General features: G+C 55.6%; 18 protein-coding genes and 3 tRNA genes. 6 read left to right on the top strand and 15 right to left on the bottom strand.

Annotated features, from left to right (window positions below; translation table 11 throughout):
• Nucleotides 1-5: 5 nt before the first annotated feature.
• The 3 genes from panB to ACJJIK_RS19075 all read left to right on the top strand — a co-directional run bounded on the left by panB (nucleotide 6) and on the right by ACJJIK_RS19075 (nucleotide 3,107).
• Nucleotides 6-818: a 3-methyl-2-oxobutanoate hydroxymethyltransferase gene (gene panB / locus ACJJIK_RS19085; protein ID WP_444929826.1), complete on the top strand. Its 813-nt coding sequence runs from the start codon at nucleotides 6-8 to the stop codon at nucleotides 816-818.
• 63 nt (nucleotides 819-881) lie between these two features.
• Complete coding sequence (locus ACJJIK_RS19080) at nucleotides 882-1,673, top strand: acyl-CoA thioesterase (protein ID WP_444929825.1); 792 nt, start codon at nucleotides 882-884, stop codon at nucleotides 1,671-1,673.
• A gap of 396 nt (nucleotides 1,674-2,069) precedes the next feature.
• A complete protein-coding gene (locus ACJJIK_RS19075) occupies nucleotides 2,070-3,107 on the top strand; it encodes an endonuclease/exonuclease/phosphatase family protein (RefSeq protein ID WP_444943580.1) in 1,038 nt (345 codons plus the stop codon).
• 70 nt (nucleotides 3,108-3,177) lie between these two features.
• On the opposite strand, the gene ACJJIK_RS19070 is transcribed toward ACJJIK_RS19075, so the two are convergent.
• The 13 genes from ACJJIK_RS19070 to ubiM form a co-directional block, all read right to left on the bottom strand.
• Nucleotides 3,178-3,582, bottom strand: a complete 405-nt coding sequence (locus tag ACJJIK_RS19070) for a GFA family protein (protein WP_444943579.1) — start codon at nucleotides 3,580-3,582, stop codon at nucleotides 3,178-3,180.
• Nucleotides 3,575-4,225, bottom strand: coding sequence for a hypothetical protein (locus ACJJIK_RS19065; protein ID WP_444943578.1), 651 nt, complete (start codon nucleotides 4,223-4,225; stop codon nucleotides 3,575-3,577). Before ACJJIK_RS19065 ends, ACJJIK_RS19070 begins: the two co-directional genes overlap by 8 nt.
• A gap of 117 nt (nucleotides 4,226-4,342) precedes the next feature.
• Nucleotides 4,343-6,466 carry a polyribonucleotide nucleotidyltransferase gene (pnp, locus tag ACJJIK_RS19060; RefSeq protein ID WP_444929821.1) on the bottom strand — a complete coding sequence of 708 codons (2,124 nt, stop codon included), beginning with the start codon at nucleotides 6,464-6,466 and terminating at the stop codon, nucleotides 4,343-4,345.
• A 260-nt stretch (nucleotides 6,467-6,726) separates the two neighbouring features.
• On the bottom strand, nucleotides 6,727-6,996 hold the full coding sequence (rpsO, locus tag ACJJIK_RS19055; protein ID WP_252083174.1) for a 30S ribosomal protein S15: 270 nt from the start codon (nucleotides 6,994-6,996) through the stop codon (nucleotides 6,727-6,729).
• Nucleotides 6,997-7,126: 130 nt separating this feature from the next.
• A complete protein-coding gene (gene truB, locus ACJJIK_RS19050; RefSeq protein ID WP_444929820.1) occupies nucleotides 7,127-8,068 on the bottom strand; it encodes a tRNA pseudouridine(55) synthase TruB in 942 nt (313 codons plus the stop codon).
• Between the two features lie 3 nt (nucleotides 8,069-8,071).
• Nucleotides 8,072-8,470 carry a 30S ribosome-binding factor RbfA gene (rbfA, locus tag ACJJIK_RS19045; protein ID WP_444929819.1) on the bottom strand — a complete coding sequence of 133 codons (399 nt, stop codon included), beginning with the start codon at nucleotides 8,468-8,470 and terminating at the stop codon, nucleotides 8,072-8,074.
• A gap of 91 nt (nucleotides 8,471-8,561) precedes the next feature.
• Nucleotides 8,562-11,456, bottom strand: a complete 2,895-nt coding sequence (gene infB / locus ACJJIK_RS19040) for a translation initiation factor IF-2 (RefSeq protein ID WP_444929818.1) — start codon at nucleotides 11,454-11,456, stop codon at nucleotides 8,562-8,564.
• 70 nt (nucleotides 11,457-11,526) lie between these two features.
• A complete protein-coding gene (nusA, locus tag ACJJIK_RS19035) occupies nucleotides 11,527-13,023 on the bottom strand; it encodes a transcription termination factor NusA (RefSeq protein WP_444943577.1) in 1,497 nt (498 codons plus the stop codon).
• Between the two features lie 42 nt (nucleotides 13,024-13,065).
• Complete coding sequence (gene rimP / locus ACJJIK_RS19030; RefSeq protein WP_444929816.1) at nucleotides 13,066-13,530, bottom strand: ribosome maturation factor RimP; 465 nt, start codon at nucleotides 13,528-13,530, stop codon at nucleotides 13,066-13,068.
• A gap of 467 nt (nucleotides 13,531-13,997) precedes the next feature.
• Nucleotides 13,998-14,074, bottom strand: a tRNA-Met gene (locus tag ACJJIK_RS19025).
• Nucleotides 14,075-14,114: 40 nt separating this feature from the next.
• Nucleotides 14,115-14,191, bottom strand: a tRNA-Met gene (locus ACJJIK_RS19020).
• Nucleotides 14,192-14,227: 36 nt separating this feature from the next.
• Nucleotides 14,228-14,304 (bottom strand) — tRNA-Met (locus tag ACJJIK_RS19015).
• Between the two features lie 289 nt (nucleotides 14,305-14,593).
• On the bottom strand, nucleotides 14,594-15,757 hold the full coding sequence (ubiM, locus tag ACJJIK_RS19010; RefSeq protein ID WP_444943576.1) for a 5-demethoxyubiquinol-8 5-hydroxylase UbiM: 1,164 nt from the start codon (nucleotides 15,755-15,757) through the stop codon (nucleotides 14,594-14,596).
• Between the two features lie 173 nt (nucleotides 15,758-15,930).
• On the opposite strand from ubiM, the gene ACJJIK_RS19005 reads away from it, so the two are divergent.
• From ACJJIK_RS19005 to ACJJIK_RS18995, 3 genes are read left to right on the top strand one after another with little or no spacing between them, the layout of a single operon-like run.
• Nucleotides 15,931-16,722 carry a PhzF family phenazine biosynthesis protein gene (locus tag ACJJIK_RS19005; RefSeq protein ID WP_444943575.1) on the top strand — a complete coding sequence of 264 codons (792 nt, stop codon included), beginning with the start codon at nucleotides 15,931-15,933 and terminating at the stop codon, nucleotides 16,720-16,722.
• 39 nt (nucleotides 16,723-16,761) lie between these two features.
• Nucleotides 16,762-17,184, top strand: coding sequence for a GFA family protein (locus ACJJIK_RS19000; protein WP_444943574.1), 423 nt, complete (start codon nucleotides 16,762-16,764; stop codon nucleotides 17,182-17,184).
• A gap of 20 nt (nucleotides 17,185-17,204) precedes the next feature.
• Nucleotides 17,205-17,456 carry a hypothetical protein gene (locus ACJJIK_RS18995; RefSeq protein WP_444943573.1) on the top strand — a complete coding sequence of 84 codons (252 nt, stop codon included), beginning with the start codon at nucleotides 17,205-17,207 and terminating at the stop codon, nucleotides 17,454-17,456.
• A 128-nt stretch (nucleotides 17,457-17,584) separates the two neighbouring features.
• Here ACJJIK_RS18995 and ACJJIK_RS18990 read toward each other — a convergent pair whose 3' ends face one another.
• Entirely contained in the window at nucleotides 17,585-18,745 is a 1,161-nt protein-coding gene (locus ACJJIK_RS18990) for an NnrS family protein (RefSeq protein WP_444943572.1), read from the bottom strand.
• Nucleotides 18,746-19,176: 431 nt separating this feature from the next.
• Complete coding sequence (locus ACJJIK_RS18985; RefSeq protein ID WP_444945087.1) at nucleotides 19,177-20,559, bottom strand: MFS transporter; 1,383 nt, start codon at nucleotides 20,557-20,559, stop codon at nucleotides 19,177-19,179.
• Between the last annotated feature and the right edge of the window lie 359 nt (nucleotides 20,560-20,918).

Raw genomic sequence — 20,918 nt, 5'->3', positions numbered from 1 at the left:
TCGTTATGTATGCACCCTCTAAATTAGAAAAGCTCGTAACTGTGCAAACCCTGCGAAAAATGAAAGCCAGCGGTGAGAAGTTTATTACCGTTGCTCTCTACGATGCCCCAATGGCTGCGATGGCGCAAAAGTCCGGGGTTGAGACACTGCTCGTCGGAGATTCCCTGGGCATGACTGTGCTGGGTTACGACAGCACCGTGCCAGTGACCATGGAGCAGATGATCTACCACGTCGAGGCAGTCGCGCGCGGCAATAAAAAGTCCCTGATTATGGGGGATATGCCGTTTATGACTTACGCCACCCCAGAGCAGGCACTGACCAATGCCACCCGGATCATGCAGGCCGGCGCCCATATGGTGAAGATCGAAGGCGGCGCCTGGCTCGCTGACACGGTAAAAATCCTTACCGATCGCGGTATTCCCGTCTGTGCCCACCTGGGCCTCACCCCTCAATCCGTGCACAAGCTGGGGGGCTATCGGGTCCAGGGGCGCGATGAGGAGCACGCCAAGCAAATCCTCGAAGACGCCCTGCTACTCGACGAAGCCGGAGCCGATCTGCTGGTACTGGAATGTGTGCCCGCCGACCTGGCAAAGCGGATTACCGAATCCGTATCCATGCCCACCATCGGCATCGGCGCGGGCCGCGACTGCGATGCCCAGGTACTGGTAATCAATGACATTCTGGGCCTCACCGAACAGCCGCCCAAGTTTTCCAAAAACTTCCTGGTGGAGGCCGAAGATATTCCCGGAGCCCTGCGCAAGTACGCCGAGGACGTCAAGCAAGGCGTTTTCCCCGGCGAGGAACACATCTTTAAATAATACCCCTCTCACCCGGTATTTTTCTGCGGCAGGTCCCACCTGCCGCTCTCAAGCGGTAACTCTATGACTTTCGATCAATTACTTCGGGATTGGCAATCCGCACAAGGTGCCACCTCTGTGCCCGAGGGCTGGACCCAGGGGCGCGCGACATTTGGCGGCTTGGTAGCCGCAATGCTGTACGAGCAGATGGCTTCAAAACTGCCCGCCGACAGCAGCTTGCGCTCTTTTACCACCTCATTCGTAGGCCCGGTTGCCCCGGGCGCGATCGGCACCCGCGCCGAAGTACTGCGCGCCGGGCGCTCTGTCACCCAGGTGCAGGGACACCTCGACCAGGAGGGTGCGGTTATGCTGGCGGGTCTCGCCAGTTTTGGCCGGGGCAGAGAGTCATCGGTTCTCGCCGAAGGCCCCTCAGCACCGGAGTACCCCTCCCCGGAAAAATGCCTAACCCTGCCCTATATCGAAGGCCTGGTGCCGGAGTTCACGCAGAAGTTTGACTACCGCATCGCTTGCGGCGGCCTGCCTTTTAGCGCCGCGAAAGAGCGGGTTTTGGGGGGCTGGGTGCGCTTTAAGGACGGCAGTGAGGGCCGCACCGGTATCGGCCACCTGCTCGCACTGATCGATGCCTGGCCACCGGCGACACTCCCAATGATGAAAGAGCCGGCGCCCGCCAGCTCATTAACCTGGACCGTGGAGTTTATGGAGCCACTGCCAGAGCGCAGCGCTTCTGACTGGTGGCAATACCAGGCCGAAGTGGAGCAGGCTGAGGATGGCTACGCCGTAATCCAGGCGCGCCTGTGGGATGCCGATGGGCGTTTAACCGCCCTCTCCCGCCAAATGGTCACTATCTTTGGCTAATCCGCACTCGTCGAGCAAAGCGCCATTGACCGCCCCCCAATAAATACCCCGGTTCCACGGATGGAACCCTTTAAGCGGCCCTAAAGAATTTGGCAATTTTGCTGCGCTCTTTAGGCCACGCTGAGTAATATTTCCCCAGCCCACTTAACCCGACTAAAAAACCATTTATTGCTCACCGGGAAATATACAATTTTTGTGTTTTTTATTATGTTTTGGTGAAGAAAAATAATCTGCGGCTTTTTTACAAATAAATAAAATAAAATAAACCTGCCTTACTCCGATTTGTAACCTACGCTATCCATCATCCCCACCGGCGAAACAAAGAGGTCCCGCGAATAAAAAATCGTTTTTCGCCCACCACAAAATAATCAGCGATAACAAGTCTGGAGAATAACAGTGATAAAAAGACTATTAATTTCCCTCACCCTACTATTTAGCCACTCTGCTGCCGCAGTAGATTTTGAGGACATATGGGATGCTATAACCTCGTGTAACTGGTTTGAATTTATTGGCGACGTCGATGACACCGGCTCAAAGGATCTCGATGGCTACGACTACGGTGACAGCGAATTTCCCGATGCCAACTCCGGCAACTTTGACATGATCGTCTACAACATGGATGGCTTTTTAGAGTGTATTGGCGGCAATAGCACATCTGATTTTAAACAGATCATTGACACATTTGACAACAACCCCAAAGACCTCTGGCTGATGCAGGAGGTGTGGAATAAAACCAAAGCCAATTATTTGGACGACGACGACAAGCTCGATAACGATACCGTTCCCTATCGCTCCAAGCACTGGAAGGGCGGCAGCACCAGTTTTGGTAACGGCCTGCTGACTTTCTCCAAGTTTCCATTCGACCGGGAAGACCGCGACAACAACGATTACTCCTTTGCCACCTATGAGGAGGAAACTTTTAATAATTGTGCCGGCAACGATTGCGATACGGAAAAAGGCTTTACCGTGGCAAAAATCGAAGTCACGAAAAACTTCCACGTGCATGTCTACAACACCCATATGGATGCGGGGCGCGAGGACGATGACCTGAATGCCAAGGCCAAACAGTTGGATCAAATAGCCGATATGATTGCCGCCCACTCGAACGATGCCACGGTTATTTTGGCCGGCGATTTCAATATGGCATTTGACGAAAATGACAATGACTGGCGCGGTGCCAATTACCAGGCCTGGAAGGCCTTTTTTGCCCGGGTCGGCGGCCAGCACGCCTGCCAGTATATGCTGTCTGGCAGCGATACCAGCCTGGAGGCCTGCGCCGATGAACTTCAGGACACTACCGATCATGTCGTTGTTATTAACAACAACCCCAATTACACACTGGATGTCAGCAATTACTATATCAGCTCTTCAGCCTACAGCGGGTTGAGCGACCACGATCCAGTATTTGTAGACTTCTCCTGGGTTAAGCACTAAGCGAGCGACGCCGCCTCTTTCGCCGGGGATCGAAAGGGGCAGCCTTCTCCAAGCGCCGCAGCTGTGCAGCTTACTTGCTCAGATGGGCCAGCTCAGCGGCATTCTGCTCCCAGTTTTGACCGTCGAAAGGTTCTACCTGTAAGTCCCCCGGTCTCTCGTCAAAACAGCGCGCATTCAGACTGTAGCCATCCGGGTTGGAGCGCGGCACATAAAATGATTTCACCCCGCAGTGGCGACAAAACAAGTGCTTGGCCACCCCGCTATTAAAGGTGTAACACTCCAGCTCGCCCTCCCCCGACTCCAGCGTAAAGTTAGCTGCGGGAATAATAACGTGCAGGAAACCCACTTTCTCACACATGGAGCAGTTGCACGCGTGGGCGATCAGTTTCTGCCCCGCTTTGCGCTCATGCCGCGCCCGGTAGCGAACGGCACCGCAGTGGCAGCCCCCGCGCAGTTCAGTAATTACGTTACTCATGTAAACACTTATCCCGTTCGAACAGTGGCCGGGCCGCTAACAGCGAAAATAGCGAAAGTCCCAGCAGCAGGTGAAACCAATTTGTGCGCGCCAACCCCAATACCCGGGGAGCGCCGGTACCCACAAACAAACCATCCATCGCAATAACAACAGCGCCGGCCCCCAGCAACAGGGGCCCCGGTGGCGACAGGCGTCGCGGCGACATCAGCTCCATCATGGCGACCCCCAGCCACAGCAGAAGCCCCAGGGCAGAAAATACCTCTGTCACCTCTTGCGGCGACAAGCTGCCACTTTCCGAGATGCCAATAGACGAAGCCAATACCAGCACCAGGACTGCATAGGCGGGTCCCCGGGTACTCTGTCCAAGACCTATCCCGAAACGCGCCCAAACCAATCCTATTCCAATTAGCAGCAGCGAGCTAAACCCGGACAATTGCAGCAGGGCTCGGTGCAGCTGGGTTACGCCGGGATCGATACCGTAGCGATAGGCGCCGACCAACGCACAGACAGCGATCAATAAAAGCCCCGCCATCACCAGTAGTGCGGCAGATAAGTAGCGGGTATTGCCAAGGCGCCAGTACTGATTGGCGATCAGCAGTGCGGCGAGGGAGAGGAGAATATCGATCGGCCACAAGCTATCCACTGTTTTGTCCCTTTTTTTGCAGAATTCTAATCGAAAACTGGCAACAAGCGACCATGCCATAGTGGTGCGGGCATAAAAAAACCCGGCTTAAAAGCCGGGTTTTTTCAGTTCGGCGACTTAAGCTTCGCCGGAACCTTGCTTGGCTTCTTCCGCAGCAGCGGCATCGGCCTTGGCTTCCTTGATAGAAAGCTTGATACGTCCACGCTGGTCAACGTCGAGCACCTTGACCTTAACCTTCTCACCTTCGCTCAGGTAGTCGGTTACCGCATTGACGCGCTCTTCAGCGATCTGCGAGATATGCACCAGACCGTCTTTGCCCGGCAGGAAGTTAACAAACGCACCGAAGTCCACGATACGCACCACGGTGCCCTCGTAGATAGCGCCGATCTCAGCTTCCGCAGTGATCTCCTCGATGCGGGTTACCGCCGCTTCCAGGCTCTCACCGTCTTCACCGAAGACTTTGATGCTGCCGTCATCTTCGATATCGATGGAAGCACCGGTCTCTTCAGTGATAGAACGAATAGTCGCGCCACCCTTGCCGATCACATCGCGAATCTTGTCCGGATGGATCTTCAGGGTTGCGAAACGCGGTGCGTTTTCATTCACGCTGGTACGCGATTCACCGATCAGCTTGTTCATTTCCACGAGGATATGAAGACGCGCTTGCAGAGCCTGCTCCAGAGCAGTTTCCATGATCTCTTCGGTAATACCTTCGATCTTGATGTCCATCTGCAGCGCGGTCACACCGGAGGCGGTACCCGCTACTTTGAAGTCCATATCGCCGAGGTGGTCTTCGTCGCCGAGGATATCGGTCAGAACCGCATAGCCTTCGTCTTCCTTCACCAGACCCATAGCGATACCAGCTACCGGTGCCTTCAGCGGAACACCCGCATCCATCAGCGCCAGGCTGGAACCACACACGGAGGCCATAGAGCTGGAACCGTTGGATTCAGTAATCTCGGAAACCACACGCACTGTGTAGGGGAAGCTCTCGGGGTCTGGCAGAACGGCAGCAATACCACGACGGGCGAGGCGGCCATGGCCAATTTCACGACGACCGGTAGCACCGACACGACCTGCTTCACCTACAGAGTAGGGAGGGAAGTTGTAGTGCAGCATAAAGTAGTCTTTACGTTCACCTTCCAGGGCATCAATGATCTGTGCATCGCGGGTAGCACCCAGAGTAGCAACGACCAGAGCCTGGGTTTCACCACGGGTGAACAGCGCAGAACCGTGGCCTTTTGGCAAGACACCAGCTTCTACATTGATCGGGCGCACAGTCTTGGTATCGCGACCATCGATGCGCGGCTCGCCACGCACTACGGCGCCACGAACGGTTTTCTTTTCCAGCTTACCGAAATAGCTATTTACATCGCCAGCTTCAACTTCCTCAGAAGCCAGGGCTTCGACCGCTTCGCTGCGCAGCTCGCTCAGGCGAGCAGTACGCTGCTGCTTGTCGGTGATGCGGTATGCTTCGGCAACCTTGCCACCAAACTGGCCTTCCAGCGCAGATTTTAGCTCGGTCTTTTCGGCTTCCGGCTGCCAGTCCCAAGTAGGCTTACCAGCTTCTGCTTTCAGTTCTTCACAGACTTTAACAACAGCCTGCATTTCCTGGTGGGCAAACAGTACCGCACCCAACATGATATCTTCCGGCAGCTCTTTCGCTTCGGATTCAACCATCAGCACCGCATCTTTAGTACCCGCAACCACCATGTCCAGCTCTGAGCCGGCCAGCACGCTGTAGTTCGGGTTCAACAGGTAGCCGTCCTGCTGGGTATAGCCCACACGAGCAGCGCCGATCGGGCCACCAAATGGGATACCGGATACAGACAATGCTGCGGAAGTACCGATCATACCGGCAATATCCGGATCCACGTCCTTCTCTGCGGACAGCACCGTAATCATTACCTGAACTTCATTCATGAAGCCTTTAGGGAACAATGGACGGATCGGGCGATCGATCAGACGGGAAGTCAGGGTTTCTTTTTCAGACGGGCGGCCTTCGCGCTTGAAGAAGCCACCGGGAATTTTGCCAGCCGCGTAGGCTTTTTCTTGATAGTGCACGGACAGCGGGAAGAAGTCCTGATCTGGCTTGGCTTCTTTGGCGCCGACAACAGTACACAGAACAACGGTCTCACCCATGGTAACCAGGGCGGCACCAGTGGCTTGACGCGCGATGCGGCCAGTCTCGATGGTGACTTGGTGTTGTCCGTATTGGAAAGTTTTGCTTACTGGATTCACTAGTTTTTTTCCTATTTCCTTACGGTTACTGGCCCATTCCAGTAACCCCTACAGTGGTTGCCTGGGCAGAGGTTCCAAACCTTCAACCCAGAGCGATACGGGGATGTACCGCTACCGACCCGGGTGGCCGGTGCAGACGCAACACAGCCGCCGGGTGTTTGCCCTGGGCTGTGCTGCGAAACTGCGGAAAAGTGACAACAGCGCCACTTTTCCACAAGCATTAAAAAAGAATGCCCGCCAGAGGCGGGCATTCCAGGGTCTTAGCGACGCAGGCCGAGCTTAGCGATCAGCTGTGCGTAACGGTTCAGATCCTTGCGCTTCAGGTAGTCCAGCAGCTTGCGACGCTGGTTTACCATGCGGATCAGACCACGGCGAGAGTGGTGATCCTGCTTGTGCGCAGAGAAGTGACCCTGCAGTTTGTTGATGTTGGCGGTCAGCAGGGCTACCTGGACTTCCGGGGAACCGGTGTCGCCTTCAGATTGGCCGTGCTCTTTCAGGATTGCTGCTTTTTCTACTGCAGACAGTGCCATAACGAATAACCTCGTCGTAATATGCTTTAAAAGATTCGGCTGGCCCGTGCATATTTACAGACCAGCTACTCACTATTGCGATACTCTCACATCAAGCGCCAGCGGCTCTCACCAATATAGCGTTTTCTGCTTAAGTACCACTTACCAGACGCCGAGGTGCTACGCACCCGTCGTCAGTAATTTCTCCTACGCCCAGAAAATCGCCATTTTCCAGGAAGAGGCGCACCATATCACCTTCTGCACCGATACGGTAGACCTGCAAATCCATTACCGGCTGCCCCTGGCGCACATAGTAACCGGAGTCATCCGGGAGGGTGAGCTTGGGCAGTGAGGACGCGGGGGAGTCCACCGATAGCAGGTGGTGGTCCAGCGCTTCCGCCATTCCCTCACCGCGCTCTTCGGTAAGCTCGTCCAGGGTCACTGAGTCGGCCTCGTTGTAGGGGCCGGCGGCGCTGCGATGCAGCTCTTCCACATAGGCGCCGACACCCAGGGCCTGGCCCAGGTCTTCGGCAATGCTGCGGATATAAGTGCCCTTGGAGCAGTGAACCTCAACTTCTGCACGGGGCTGGGCGCCCGGGGTAAAGCTCAGTAGCTCGAATTCAAAAATCTCTACTTCCCGCGCCTCGCGCTCCACTTCCAAGCCCTGGCGCGCCAGCTTATACAGCGGCTGCCCCTTGTGCTTGAGGGCCGAGTACATGGACGGCACCTGTTTGATGCGACCGCGAAAGGCTTCCATCGCTTTCAGCACGGCTTCTTCGCTCAAAGCGGAAGCGTCTTTGGTTTCCAGCACATCGCCGTCGGCGTCGCCGCTGGCTGTGGTCATGCCGAAAACAAAAGTACTGCGGTAGCGCTTGTCCGCATCGAGCAGGTACTGGGAGAACTTGGTCGCCTCACCGAAACAGATCGGCAGTACACCGGTTGCCAGGGGGTCCAGCGCTCCGGTATGACCGGCGCGATTGGCGAAAAAGAGTCGTTTGGCTTTTTGCAGGGCGTCGTTGGCGGTAATCCCGGCGGGCTTGTTCAATAACAGCACGCCGTGAACCGGCCGGCCCCATTTTGGTCTGCGGCCCATGGATTAATCTTCGTTGGAGTCGCTATCGTCGTCCTGGTGCTTACGATCAGAACTTATCGCCTTATCAATCAGCGCGGAAAGTGCCTGTCCGCGTACGGAGGTTTCATCGTAGCGAAAGTGTAAGCGCGGAATACTGCGCATTTGTATGGAGCGTGCCAACTGGGTACGCAGGAAGCCTGCGGCCTTATTCAGCACAGACATAGAAGCATCAATTTTTTCGCGGTCGTCTTCACCGACCAGGGTGACAAACACCTTGGCGGTGGCCAGATCACGACTGACCTCTACATCATTGACATTAATCATGCCCAGACGAGGGTCGCGTACTTCTTTCTGAATAAGCTGGGCCAACTCGCGGCGCATGGCGTCGGCGACGCGGTCTGCGCGGTGGAATTCTCTTGCCATTGTTTACCTATTGAGAATGGCGGTTTAAAGACAGGAAAACCCGCACGGCGATCGCCGCGCGGGTTTGTCCCTGGCTCCGCTGCAAAACTCCTTAGAGTTCGCGAGCAACCTTAACGATATCGTAAACTTCGATCTGGTCGCCGGACTTGACGTCGTTGTAGTCCTTAACCCCGATACCACACTCCATGCCGTTGCGCACATCCTGCACATCGTCTTTGAAGCGGCGCAGGGATTCCAGTTCACCCTGGTAGATTACAACGTTGTCGCGCAGTACGCGGATCGGCTTGTTGCGGTAGACGGTACCTTCGGTAACCATACAACCGGCAATGGCGCCAAACTTCGGTGAACGGAACACATCGCGAACCTGGGCAATACCCACGATTTCTTCGCGTATTTCCGGATCAAGCATGCCGGACAGCGCCTGCTTCACTTCGTCGAGCAGGTTGTAGATCACGCTGTAGTAGCGAACCTCTACACTTTCCGTCTCGGCCACTTTGCGCGCTGCGACATCGGCACGGGTGTTAAAGCCCAGTACGATAGCGCCGGAGGTCAGGGCCAGGTTGATATCGTTTTCGGCGATACCACCCACACCGCTGGACACAACGTTGACAGAAACTTCGTCGTTGCCGATCTCCGCTAGTGCACTCAGGATAGCTTCCAGGGAACCGCGCACGTCCGCTTTGATCACAACCGGCAGTACTTTGCGCTCGCCGGCTTCCATGTTGGCAAACATGTTTTCCAGCTTGGCCGCCTGCTGGCGCTGCATGCGCTCGCGACGCTCTTTGTCACCGCGCTGCTCGGCCACTTCACGGGCTCTGCGCTCGTCCGCAACCACCATGAACTCGTCACCGGCGTTGGGGGTAGTGTCCAGACCCAGCAGCTCAACCGGGGTTGAGGGGCCGGCTTCTTTTACCTGCTTGCCCAGCTCGTTGGTCATGGCGCGCACACGGCCATAGCTCTGACCCGCCAGTACGATATCGCCGCGCTTCAGCTCGCCGTTTTGTACCAACAGGGTAGCCACAACACCGCGACCTTTTTCCAGGCGGGATTCGATCACAACACCCGTTGCCGGTACCTTGATCTTGGCCTTCAGCTCCAGCATCTCTGCTTGCAGGGAAACAGCTTCCAGCAGTTCGTCGATACCTTCACCGGTGTGTGCAGACACATTGATAAACTGGGTATCACCGCCCCAGTCTTCCGGGATAACGTCCTTCGCTGCCAGCTCGTTTTTAACGCGATCGGGATCGGCAGCTTCTTTGTCGCACTTGTTGATGGCGACAACCAGCGGTACACCGGCGGCGCGGGCGTGGTTCACCGCTTCTTCCGTCTGCGGCATCACACCGTCGTCGGCGGCCACTACCAGGATAACCACGTCAGTTGCCTGGGCGCCACGGGCGCGCATCGCGGTAAAGGCGGCGTGTCCGGGGGTGTCCAGGAAGGCGATCTCGCCCTGGCTGGTTTTTACGCGGTAGGCACCGATGTGCTGGGTAATACCACCGGCTTCACCGGAAGCCACCTTGGTCTTACGGATGTAGTCCAGCAGGGAGGTTTTACCGTGGTCGACGTGACCCATTACGGTAACGACCGGTGCGCGGGAAACCTCAGCGCCTTCACTGGCCTGAGTCTCGGCAACCAGTGCTTCCTCCAGCTCGCTCTCGGAGCGGAATACCACCTTGTGGCCCATCTCTTCGATGATCAGCTGAGCGGTCTCACGGTCCAGGCTCTGGTTGATGGTAGCCATCTCGCCCATTTTCATCAGGCGTTTGATCAGGTCGCCGGCTTTCACATTCATCTGTTTGGCCAGCTCGCCAACAGTGATGGTTTCGCCCAACTGTACTTCGTACACCTGCTTCTCCGTGGGCCTTTTAAAGCCGTGGGTGGGTTTAACCCTCAGAGTCGGACTAGACAGGGAGCGCGTGCTGCGCTTGGATGCTTCGTCTTCCTCAAATACTTCCAGCGCCTGCTCGTACAGAGCGGTCTTGCTGGATTTTTTCGGGCCGGACTTGGAGCGGCGACCGCGACGCTTGCGCGGCTCGTCCTCGGAGCGATCAGTTTCGGCGGGGGCAGTGGTCGCTGCCTCCAGCTTGCGACGCAGAGCCGGCTTGACCTCATTGGTCTTCTCAGCACTTTTCGCCGGTGCTGGTTTAGCCTTGGCTGCCTGAGCAGCTTTCTCTTTCTTTTCCTGGGCTGCGCGTCGATCGGCTTCTACTTTAGCCTTTTTCTCTTCAAGTTCACGCTTTTCCTGCTCAGCTTGCTGCTTGCGACGCTCCATCGCGGCAATACGCATTGCCTCGATATCGTCGGAGTAGCTGGAGCGGATTGGTGCGGCGGGTTCTGCCTTTTTCACTACGTTTTCCGCGGTCTTATCCTCAGATTTAGCCGGCTTTTGCTCGGCCTTCACTTCAGTTGTTGCTTTCACTTTGGCCTTGGCTTCAGCTTCGGCCTTGGCTTTCGCCTCGGCTTCGGCTTTGGCTTTTGCCTCAGCTTCGGCCTGGGCTTTCGCCTCGGCTTCGGCTTTGGCTTTGGCCGCTTCTTCCGCCGCTAGGCGTGCAGCTTCCGCCTCGGCCTCAGCGCGTGCGCGCTCGGCTTCGGCTGCCAGTCTTTCCTGCTCGTTTTGCAGGGCTTCAACTGCCGCGTCCTGTGCGGGGTTGCTGGATTCGTCACCTGCCGCTGTTTCAAGCTCAGCTTGAGGGCGCTTCACATAAGTGCGCTTCTTGCGCACTTCCACATTCACAGTCTTGCGGCCGGTGCCAGAGCCGGTCTTCAGCGTGGTTGTGGTTTTGCGCTTCAAGGTGATCTTGCGCGGCGCAGCGCCCTGCTCCCCGTGACTGCTTTTCAGGAAGCTGAGCAAGACCTGCTTTTCCTCGTCTGACACCGCTGCATCGGCAGAGGTGTGAGGCAAACCCGCTTCTTTCATCTGCTTGAGCAGACGGTCCTCGGTGGCACCAACCGATTTGGCGAGTTCACTAACTGTTACTTCGGCCATTCTCTCTCCTAAAAGTCACTTGGTCGGAGGGGGTTACTTATACGTAAGTTATCTTTCGCTGCGCTTAAGCTTATTCGCCGCTGTCATCGGCAAACCAGGGCTCACGCGCTTTCATAATCAGCGCTGCAGCGCGCTCCTGGTCGAGACCATCGATATCCAACAGATCATCAACAGCCTGCTCCGCCAGGTCTTCCATAGTAGCGATCCCTCGACTGGCCAGTTGGAAGGCCAGCTGGCGCTCCATACCGTCCATATTCAAGAGATCTTCCTGGGGCTCAGATTCATCCAGCTTCTCTTCGGAAGCCAGCGCCTGAGTCAACAGGGTATCCTTGGCGCGGGCGCGCAACTCCTCAGCGATATCCTCATCGAAGCCCTCAATTGCGAGCATTTCCTCGATGGGAACATAAGCTACCTCTTCCAGGGAGGCAAAGCCCTCTTCCACCAGTACACTGGCAACGTCTTCCTCGATATCCAGGCGATCCATAAACACCTGCATAATGGAGCTGGACTCAGCTTCCTGCTTAGTCTGCCACTCGGCACTGCTCATGACATTGATCTGCCACTGAGTCAGTTCGGAGGCCAGGCGCACGTTCTGGCCGCTGCGGCCGATCGCCATAGCGAGGTTTTCCTCGGCTACGGCTACATCCATAGAACCGGTGTCTTCGTCCACGACGATGGACTCAATTTCCGCCGGCGCCATGGCATTGATAACGAACTGAGCGGGGTTTTCGTCCCACAGCACGATATCCACGCGCTCACCGGACAGCTCGTTGGACACCGCCTGAACACGCGCACCGCGCATGCCCACACAGGCACCCACCGGGTCGATGCGACCGTCGTTGGTGTTTACCGCAATTTTTGCACGCAGACCGGGATCGCGGGCTGCGCCTTTAATTTCAATAACCTGCTCGGAGATTTCCGGCACTTCAATGCGGAACAACTCGATAAGCATTTCCGGGCAGGAGCGGCTCAGCATCAGCTGAGGGCCGCGGGCTTCCGGCTGAATTTCCAACAGGATTGCGCGCACGCGATCGCCGAGTCGGAAAATTTCACGACCAACCAGTTGATCGCGGGGCAGGCGCGCTTCGGCGTTATTGCCCAGATCCACTGCGATAAAGTCGCGGGTTACTTTTTTCACCGTGCCGCTGACCATCTCGCCTACGCGATCGCGGTACTCGTCCACAACCTTGGCGCGCTCGGCTTCACGTACCTTCTGTACGATAACCTGCTTGGCGGTCTGTGCGGCGATACGGCCGAACTCCACATTTTCCACCTGCTCGCGGAAAATATCACCGGCTTTTAGCTCCGCATCTTTCTCGTGAGCTTCTTCCAGAGTGAACTGGGTACCCAATTCCGCCAGGACTTCATCGCCGACCACTTCCCAGCTGCGGAAAGTCTCGTAATCACCGGTGCGGCGATCAATGATAACCTCAATGGTTGAATCTTCGTCGTAGCGTTTCTTCGTGGCCGTTGCCAATGCCGCTTCGATGGCCTGGAAAATAATCTCCTGGTCAACGCCCTTCTCGTTGGATACCGCCTCGGCTACCAGCAAGATCTCTTTGTTCATGCAACTGTGCCTCAAAATCGCCTGAGCTCAGGCTCCTACAGGTTATTTGGTAAATTGGGGAATGATATTTGCTTTTTCGATACTGTCGATCGGCAAAAGGTATTCGTTTTCACTATCCACACGCAGAACCACTTCATCACCCTCTACACCGGCCAGCAGTCCGCGCCACTTGCGCTGCCCATCCAGAGGCATACGCAGGCGAACCTCAATCTGGGCGCCGATAAAGCGCTCGTACTGAGCCAGTTTATAGAGAGGGCGGTCGAGCCCTGGGGAAGAGACTTCAAGTGTGTACTTGCTACTGATGGGGTCTTCCACATCCAGCACAGCACTGGACTGGCGGCTCACTTTCTCGCAGTCCTCTACGGCAATACCGTTTTCGGAATCGATATAAATGCGCAGCAGTGCGTTGCGACCGTGTGTTTGGTACTCAATACCCCACAGTTCACAACCCAGCGATGCCACCACCGGCGCCAGAAGCTCTTCCAGCAATTCGCGTTTGCTCGCCATTCTCGTCACCACATACAAAAAATGGGCCTGCGGCCCACTTCGAAAAATATCTGCAACTTTTCTTGCAGATACGAAAAAGCCCCTGACGGGGCTTTGACCGCACATCCGCACAGTCAGTGTGCACGGATGCAAATTTGGTAGCGGGGGCAGATATAATCTGGAGCCTTCGCCCGGCCATGCCGGCCAGAGGTGAAAAGGGAGCCCGAACTGTCAGGCATCGACCTAAGCGCCACTGGCACCTGAATCTGGTAGCGGGGATAGGGTTTAACCTATGACCTTCGCTCGGCTATGCCGCCAGAGGTAAAAGGAGAGCCCGAACCGTCGGACATCGACCTAAGTACCACTGGTACCGGAATTTGCTAGCGAAGACAGAGTTTAACCTATGACCTTCGCCGGCTATGCCGCCAGAGGTAAAAGGGGAGTCCGAATCGTCGGGCATCGACCTAAATACCACTGGCACCTGAATCTGGTAGCGGGGGCAGGATTTGAACCTACGACCTTCGGGTTATGAGCCCGACGAGCTACCAAGCTGCTCCACCCCGCAACAACGAAAGCGCAATCAAAGTTTTGCCCTAAAGGCAAGTTGGTAGCGGGGGCAGGATTTGAACCTACGACCTTCGGGTTATGAGCCCGACGAGCTACCAGGCTGCTCCACCCCGCAACAACAAAAGCGCAATCAAATTTTCCCTCGGGAAATTGGTAGCGGGGGCAGGATTTGAACCTACGACCTTCGGGTTATGAGCCCGACGAGCTACCAGGCTGCTCCACCCCGCAACAACTCCAAGAAACAAAGCCTGGTTGATCTTTGTTTCCTGCGGCGGGACCAGCCCAACCACTCAAGAGGCTGCGCATTCTATTGGGGCTGACTCGGCGAGTCAAGCCATAATTGGCATTTGTTTTCACCTGGCGGGTAAAAGCCGTCGCTACCATCTCGCAGATCAGTATAGAAAAAGAAGAAAATCCCGCAAGCCGAGCGCCTCTGGCCGAGCGTCTCTATATACCTTCTTCTTTCCTGCACATACCCCTTTATAAAAAGAACGAAGAACAGCCCCGTCTAAATAAGTTAGCGGGTCAGCTGATGCACTATCGCCTTGCGGATCGGCGCAAAGCGATCGCTGGCCCGCAACACCACCTTGCGCAGCAACTTGGCCGGCAGGCGATCGTCGGTAAACAAATCCACCACCCGGTTGGTACCGGAGTAAATCGGCTTGGACTCCAGCCGGTGCAGCAGCTGGTAGCGACTCAGGGCGCGGGCCAGTTTGGCCGGCTGATGTAAGCGGCCAGTACCCCCCAACTGGCGCGCCAGAGTATCCGCACCGGCCAAACCCAAATTGAACCCGTGCGCCGTGACCGGGTGCATACCTACAGCGGCATCTCCCACCAGGGCAAAGCGCTCGGCGAAAAAGCACTGCGCATAGGTCGCCACCAGTGGGTAGCAGTGGCGCTCACCAAAAGCCTCGACGCTGCCGAGCTGGGAGCCACTCTCGCGCAACACATGCGCGGCGAAGTCACGGTTATCCATCGCCATAATCTGCGCGGTAAGACTGGCGGGGACAGTGACAACCGCCGATGATACATTGGGCTGAGGCAGCGGCAGCAGCGCCAGGGTCGAACCGTAGCGGAAACACTCGCGGGCAATGCCGCCGTGGGCCAGCGCAGTGCGCACCGGGCCGACAATCGCCACACGGCCAAAATCGCGCATATCGGCGCCAATGCCCGCCATGCGCCGCACCTCAGAAAAACGGCTATCCGCTGCAACCACCAGGGAAGCGCGCACACCCTCCCCCTCTGCCAACTCAAGGTGACGCACAGCACCGTTCAATGTCATCCCGGTAACGGTCGAGTTATCGAGCAGCGTTAAATTCTCGCTCTCCAATACTGTCTCATATAAGATTCGCCGGATCGCAGCGTTGCAGACAATAAAACCCAGAGGCCCCCGCTCACCCCGACCAAAGTGGAGCGTCGAAGGGGAGTTGCCGTCGACCACCTCGGCAGCATTTAGCGGGCTAATCTCTTGCGGGGATAATCTCTGCCAGGCCCCCAGTTCTTGCAGCAGCTTGTAGGATTTGTGTGTCAGGGCAATCTCGCGGCCGTCGTTGACGGGCGCAGACAGCGCCGACTTATCCTGGCGCTCAACAATGGCCACCCGGCAACCCCTGCGGGCCAGCATCACCGCCAGGGACAACCCGGCGGGACCACCCCCCACAATAGCGACATCAGACTCCATCACTCACCCCCGGTTTGCACACAACAAATACGGGCTACTGTAGTGATTCACACCGACTGCCAAGTGATTCAGATCAGGTTAGCGTCAATCTCGGCCCGCGCTATAGCGGTGTAAAGCGAGGTTTTTTAGCGGTATAAATACGGGCTTAGCGCCAACTACCCCAGGAGCCTGCCGTGGAACTTAAAATTCATTTTATTAACGCCTTTACCGACCGGGTCTTTCACGGAAATTCGGCCGGGGTAGTAATTACCCAGGAGTGGCTGGACGCCGAACTGATGCAGTCTATCGCCACAGAAAACAATCTGCCTGAGACCGCCTTTCTGGTAAAGCACCCAGACGGCGGCTATAAGATTCGCTGGTTCTCGCCGCTAACCGAGATCGATTTTTGCGGCCATGCCACCCTGGCTTCAGCCCATGTTCTTTTTTCTCAAAACCCTCAATGCGAGCAACTCCAGCTCCATGCGAGCGCTGTGGGTAAAATGACAATCAACCGAGGAGAAAATGGAATTATTTCCATGGACTTCCCGCGCAGGGAGCCGCAAGCCGTAAATCGCATACCAGCGGAATTGCTGGAGGGGCTTTCAATAACACCGACTCAGGTATTACTTAACAATCAAGCTTACTTTGCCATCTACGATAGCGAACAAGAGGTGCTGGATGTACAGCAGGATGCGGATAATCTAAAGAAACTCGCCCCCTACGATGTGGTCGTCACGGCAAAATCCGATAAGTACGATTTTATCTCCCGCTATTTCTGGCCAGCCAATGGCGGCGCCGAAGACCCGGTAACCGGTTCAATTCATACCGGGCTCGCCCCCTACTGGTCACAAATTCTGGATAAGAAAGAGTTGCTTGCCTATCAAGCCTCCACGCGCGGCGGCCTGCTAAATTGCACTATCGCCGGAGACAGGGTCATTATCTCAGGCAAGGCGGTGCCCTACCTCGAAGGCACAATACAGCTATAAGCAATAAAACCCATATCTACGGAAAGGAATCCAGGACTAATGAACAAAACAGGATCTTGCCTCTGTGGCACCGTTTGCTACGAGATCGACGGAGACTTTGAGGGCTTCTTTCTCTGCCACTGCGGCTACTGTCGCAAAGACACCGGCTCTGCTCACGCCGCCACGTTATTTTCCTCGACCGCTAAGCTCAAGTGGCTGGCCGGTAGTGAGGCCAGCAAAATTTTTAAGCTGGCCGGCACCCGCCACAGCAAGAGTTTTTGCAGGGAGTGTGGCTCCGCCCTGCCGCTGGAGGATAAAGAGCTTGGACACCTGGCGGTGCCTGCCGGCGGCCTGGACAGCCCCATAGCGATAAAGCCCAATGCCCATATTTTTATGGCCAGCAAAGCCGAGTGGGATCAGGACCTCAACGAGATTCCACAAGTCGCCACCTTCCCGCAAGCGGACAAACCCGACACCCTTTAAAGCCGATCGGGAACTTAAAGATGAGTAGAAAACACCTATCCGAACCTACAGATACGCAAATCAAAGAGCGTCTGAAAGAATTTAGCCGCAAGCACCGCGAAAAATATCCCACTCCGCCATTCGATGAAAATGAGCCCACAGGGCTTCTTGCCGGCAACCCCGATAAGATCAATGCGCGTACCGAAGGAAGGGCTGCCAATGCGCGTCAGGGTCAGGCGCAGGGGGAGAAGCCGAAATTAAAACCTACCAGCAAGGAAGACACTAACAACTAAAAGACGGGGAAAATACCGCTCAGTTCAACGCCATTGCGCGAGAAACTGAAATTAACTCACTTTTTACATTAGCGCACCCCAGTTGCTGCGGATAAAAACCACCGCAGCAACCAACGGCCTACAGCGCATTAGCCGGGGTGGCCATCAACGCGCGGTTGGAACAACACCGGGGTGTAATACAGCAGGAAAAGCGTGTAACCGACTACCCAGGCAATAATTGCCGCGAGAAAACCGCTCGGCGCCGGCGCCCAAAAAACGCGCGCGAGCGCCGATAGCGCCAAGGCCACAAACGCCAGGGGCATCCAACGCGGCGCTTGCAGTACTCGACCGGTATGGCCGAGGCTGACCCGGCTGGTCATAGACAAAATCAACCCACCGATACCGCCAACCGCAAACGCGTGCAGGGCCGGGCTCTGCCAGGAGGGGGCAATATGACTCCAGGCCAAAGCCGCGAGAAAACAGCCTAAAATAACCAGCCAGTAACTCACGTGCAGAGACCACACCATCGGTTCTGCCCATATTTTAGTGGGGTGCCAGCGCAGTACGCGAATCACCTGCAAAACCCCCAGGGAAAATACAAAAAAGGCCCACACTATTTTCGGCAAGCCAATCGCCACCGACAGCAATAAACCCAGCACCGCAATATGGGTACCCCACTCCACAGCGGGCAACTTATCCTTTGGACTCACGTGGAAACGACGCGCAGTAAAGAACGGGATAACCCGCCCACCGATCACCAAAATAATGGCCGTCACCAGCAGCAGCGCCAACAGGGCAATCCGACTCTGCGCTGCCGGCAACAGCCAGTGACTGGCCGATAGCGCGGCAAACATCAGCATCGCCGGCAACACAAACATATTCCGCCACTGTTTGGTCCTCAACACCCTGGCGCCGAGCAGAAAAGCCGAAAACAGGAAAAAGGACACTTCGGCAATCACCGGCACCCAGATAGGCACCGCTGCCAACAGGTAGCCCAGGCGGGCCAAAAGCCACAGACCGACCAGCCCCATAAGCTGGCCACCCTTGGGCGAGGGAATACCGGTCCAGGTCTGCATGGCGGTGCCGAGAAAGCCCACCACCACCGTAGCGGCAAAGCCGAACAACATCTCATGGGAGTGCCAGACCACCCCCGCGCGCAGCGCCGGCATCTGCCAGCCCAGCAGCTGCCCCTGCCAGATCAACAGGGCAAGCATACTCCACAGCGCCGCCCCCCAAAAAAACGGGCGGAATGGCATACGCCAAATAGGTGCAATAGATTCCGCGCGCGCGCGGTCAACGATAGGTATCAAAATCCGTTCTCCTTACCAACTACAGGAACCCCAGGCTCCCTATACACATAATTCGCAGCACAAAACCATCCCGGCAGACCCGCCTATTGGGGTGGCAAAGGCGCCCCAACAGGCGGGGCGCAGAGAGATTTATCTGTTCAGCGGCGCCAGCTCAGTAGCCGCGCCGACTTTTTAGTCACCCGCATCGTTGCGGAATATCCCGCGAGAGTCCATTTCCGGGGAGCGGGAAAGCGCCCTATTCTTACTCAATTAAGCAAAATAGTTAACAAAAAAATAAGTACCGGGTAAATTAATTTGTGCGGTGTGAGAAAAATCTTACACTGTCGGCGGCAATGCAAAAACCCTATGTTTTATAGGGTTATTTCTTTTTTAGAAAAGAAAAAAGTGAGGATAAAGTGCACTTTAAAGTGCATTTAAAGTATCGCACAACTTTATGACTTCTGGGAAGCACCGGCCTTAACAAAAAATAAACTCAGCAATAATGCCACAGCGGCCAAAGCCGCATTCAGCGTAAAGGCCCGGTCAATACCCGCAGACAACTCCGGGGCCATTGCCACAACCGTGGTATTTATCGCCAGGCCGATGGCCCCACCAATAATTTGAAACATATAAATTAAGGCCGCCGCCAAACTTGCCTTAGCGGGCCCCAGCACCGTGACACCGGTGGTTGTTATAGTGGGAAAATACAAACCCAGGCCCGCGCCGAGGGCGAGCATCCCCGGCACCAGGTGCAGGTAGCGCTCGTGCAGCATTAACCCGGAGAGTAAAAGCATTCCCAAGCCCAAAAAGAAAGCCGCAGCCGCCAGAATCAAGCGGGCTCCCAAGACCTCATAGAGACGCCCCGCAATATAGGAGACCAGCGCAAAAGTTACCATCACCGGCAATAAACCGACACCGGACCAAACGGCGGAAAAGTCCAATATCCGAATCAAAAACTGGGGGATATACAGCAGCATGGAAACGAAGGTGACCGATAACAGCAGTGTTACCAAACCGACGGCAAAAAAACGCCAATTGGCCGCGACATCCGAGGGGATCAGCGGGTCCGCGCGGGTATGGGGCTCAACCCAGGCAAAAATAACAAAAAAAAGCAACGACGCGCTAATAAGCCCGATAACCAGCGGGCTGAAAAATCCCACATCAATCGCAAAATCCAACGACAGCATCAATGCCAACAGGCAGATTGACAGGGTCAGCATGCCCCAGTAATCGACTTTTTCATTATTGTTATCCGGCTTATCCGCTTCAATAACTTTCCAGCCCACCAGCATTGCCGTCAAGGCAATGGGAAAGTTAATAAAAAATATCCAGCGCCAACTGACAAAATCGGTAAAAAACCCTCCCAGCAGCGGCCCTATCGCATTGGCAAAGCCGCACACCGTCATAATCAAGCCGCCCGCCTGCCCGGCTCTATCCTCGGGCATAATCTGGTAGGTCATACCGAGGACCGCAGGCCACATCAGGGCACCGCCAACCCCCATCAATGCCCGGCTCCCCAGCAGCATCCACTCGTTGACGGCCAGGCCGCCGACAACGGAAAAGCCGGCAAAAATTGCAGTCCCGATAAAGAAAAGACGGCGGCGGCCAAACATATCCGCCAAACGACCACCGGTAACAATCACAATCCCGAACACCAGCGCATAACCATTGATCACCCACTGGAGCGTGGAAATATCGGCGTGGAAGTGTTTTTCCATTGCCGGAATGGCAACAGAAAAGGCCGTAAAATCATTGGCTACTAAAAAAAGGGCCAGCGACAAAGCCACCAGGCCAATAATCTGTGATCGTGTTAGCGGGGTTTTTGCGGCTGCCATAAATGCCAAACTTCACTCTGTGCAAGTTATGCAACGGGTATTAAAGCTTGGACCAAGCGGGGCGCAGTTGCAGCGCCAATTAGTGGACAACACCCAATACCTGCGCTCCAGTAAGAGAATGCGCATAAACTTTATTACTAATATCTCAGTGCTTTTATCCCATTCTCAGTACAACTTTCATTAACAATACTTGTGCTATTACTAAACCCACTCCACTTGGCAAGCCTATCGAACGCTCTATAGAGGAGGATTATGGAATCACTTTTAAAACCATCAAATGTGAATGCGCCAGCATAGCCGAGTATTTATGCTAACAATAATGGCTTGAAGCCAGTGCAAGTCAGCAGTCTCACTACTTC

Source organism: Microbulbifer regidiadema (SeqCode) (assembly GCF_052466995.1).
The sequence above is the reverse complement of the archived record's forward strand: the minus strand, read 5'-3'. Positions and strand labels throughout refer to the sequence as shown.

Coding starts and splice junctions, on each gene's coding strand:
- truB (WP_444929820.1), bottom strand. CDS start 8,068: ATGGGCCGCAGACCAAAATGGGGCCGGCCGGTTCACGGCGTGCTGTTA.
- rbfA (WP_444929819.1), bottom strand. CDS start 8,470: ATGGCAAGAGAATTCCACCGCGCAGACCGCGTCGCCGACGCCATGCGC.
- nusA (WP_444943577.1), bottom strand. CDS start 13,023: ATGAACAAAGAGATCTTGCTGGTAGCCGAGGCGGTATCCAACGAGAAG.
- rimP (WP_444929816.1), bottom strand. CDS start 13,530: ATGGCGAGCAAACGCGAATTGCTGGAAGAGCTTCTGGCGCCGGTGGTG.
- ACJJIK_RS18995 (WP_444943573.1), top strand. CDS start 17,205: ATGAGTAGAAAACACCTATCCGAACCTACAGATACGCAAATCAAAGAG.
- panB (WP_444929826.1), top strand. CDS start 6: ATGTATGCACCCTCTAAATTAGAAAAGCTCGTAACTGTGCAAACCCTG.
- infB (WP_444929818.1), bottom strand. CDS start 11,456: ATGGCCGAAGTAACAGTTAGTGAACTCGCCAAATCGGTTGGTGCCACC.
- ubiM (WP_444943576.1), bottom strand. CDS start 15,757: ATGGAGTCTGATGTCGCTATTGTGGGGGGTGGTCCCGCCGGGTTGTCC.
- ACJJIK_RS19080 (WP_444929825.1), top strand. CDS start 882: ATGACTTTCGATCAATTACTTCGGGATTGGCAATCCGCACAAGGTGCC.
- ACJJIK_RS19070 (WP_444943579.1), bottom strand. CDS start 3,582: ATGAGTAACGTAATTACTGAACTGCGCGGGGGCTGCCACTGCGGTGCC.
- rpsO (WP_252083174.1), bottom strand. CDS start 6,996: ATGGCACTGTCTGCAGTAGAAAAAGCAGCAATCCTGAAAGAGCACGGC.
- ACJJIK_RS18985 (WP_444945087.1), bottom strand. CDS start 20,559: ATGGCAGCCGCAAAAACCCCGCTAACACGATCACAGATTATTGGCCTG.
- ACJJIK_RS19000 (WP_444943574.1), top strand. CDS start 16,762: ATGAACAAAACAGGATCTTGCCTCTGTGGCACCGTTTGCTACGAGATC.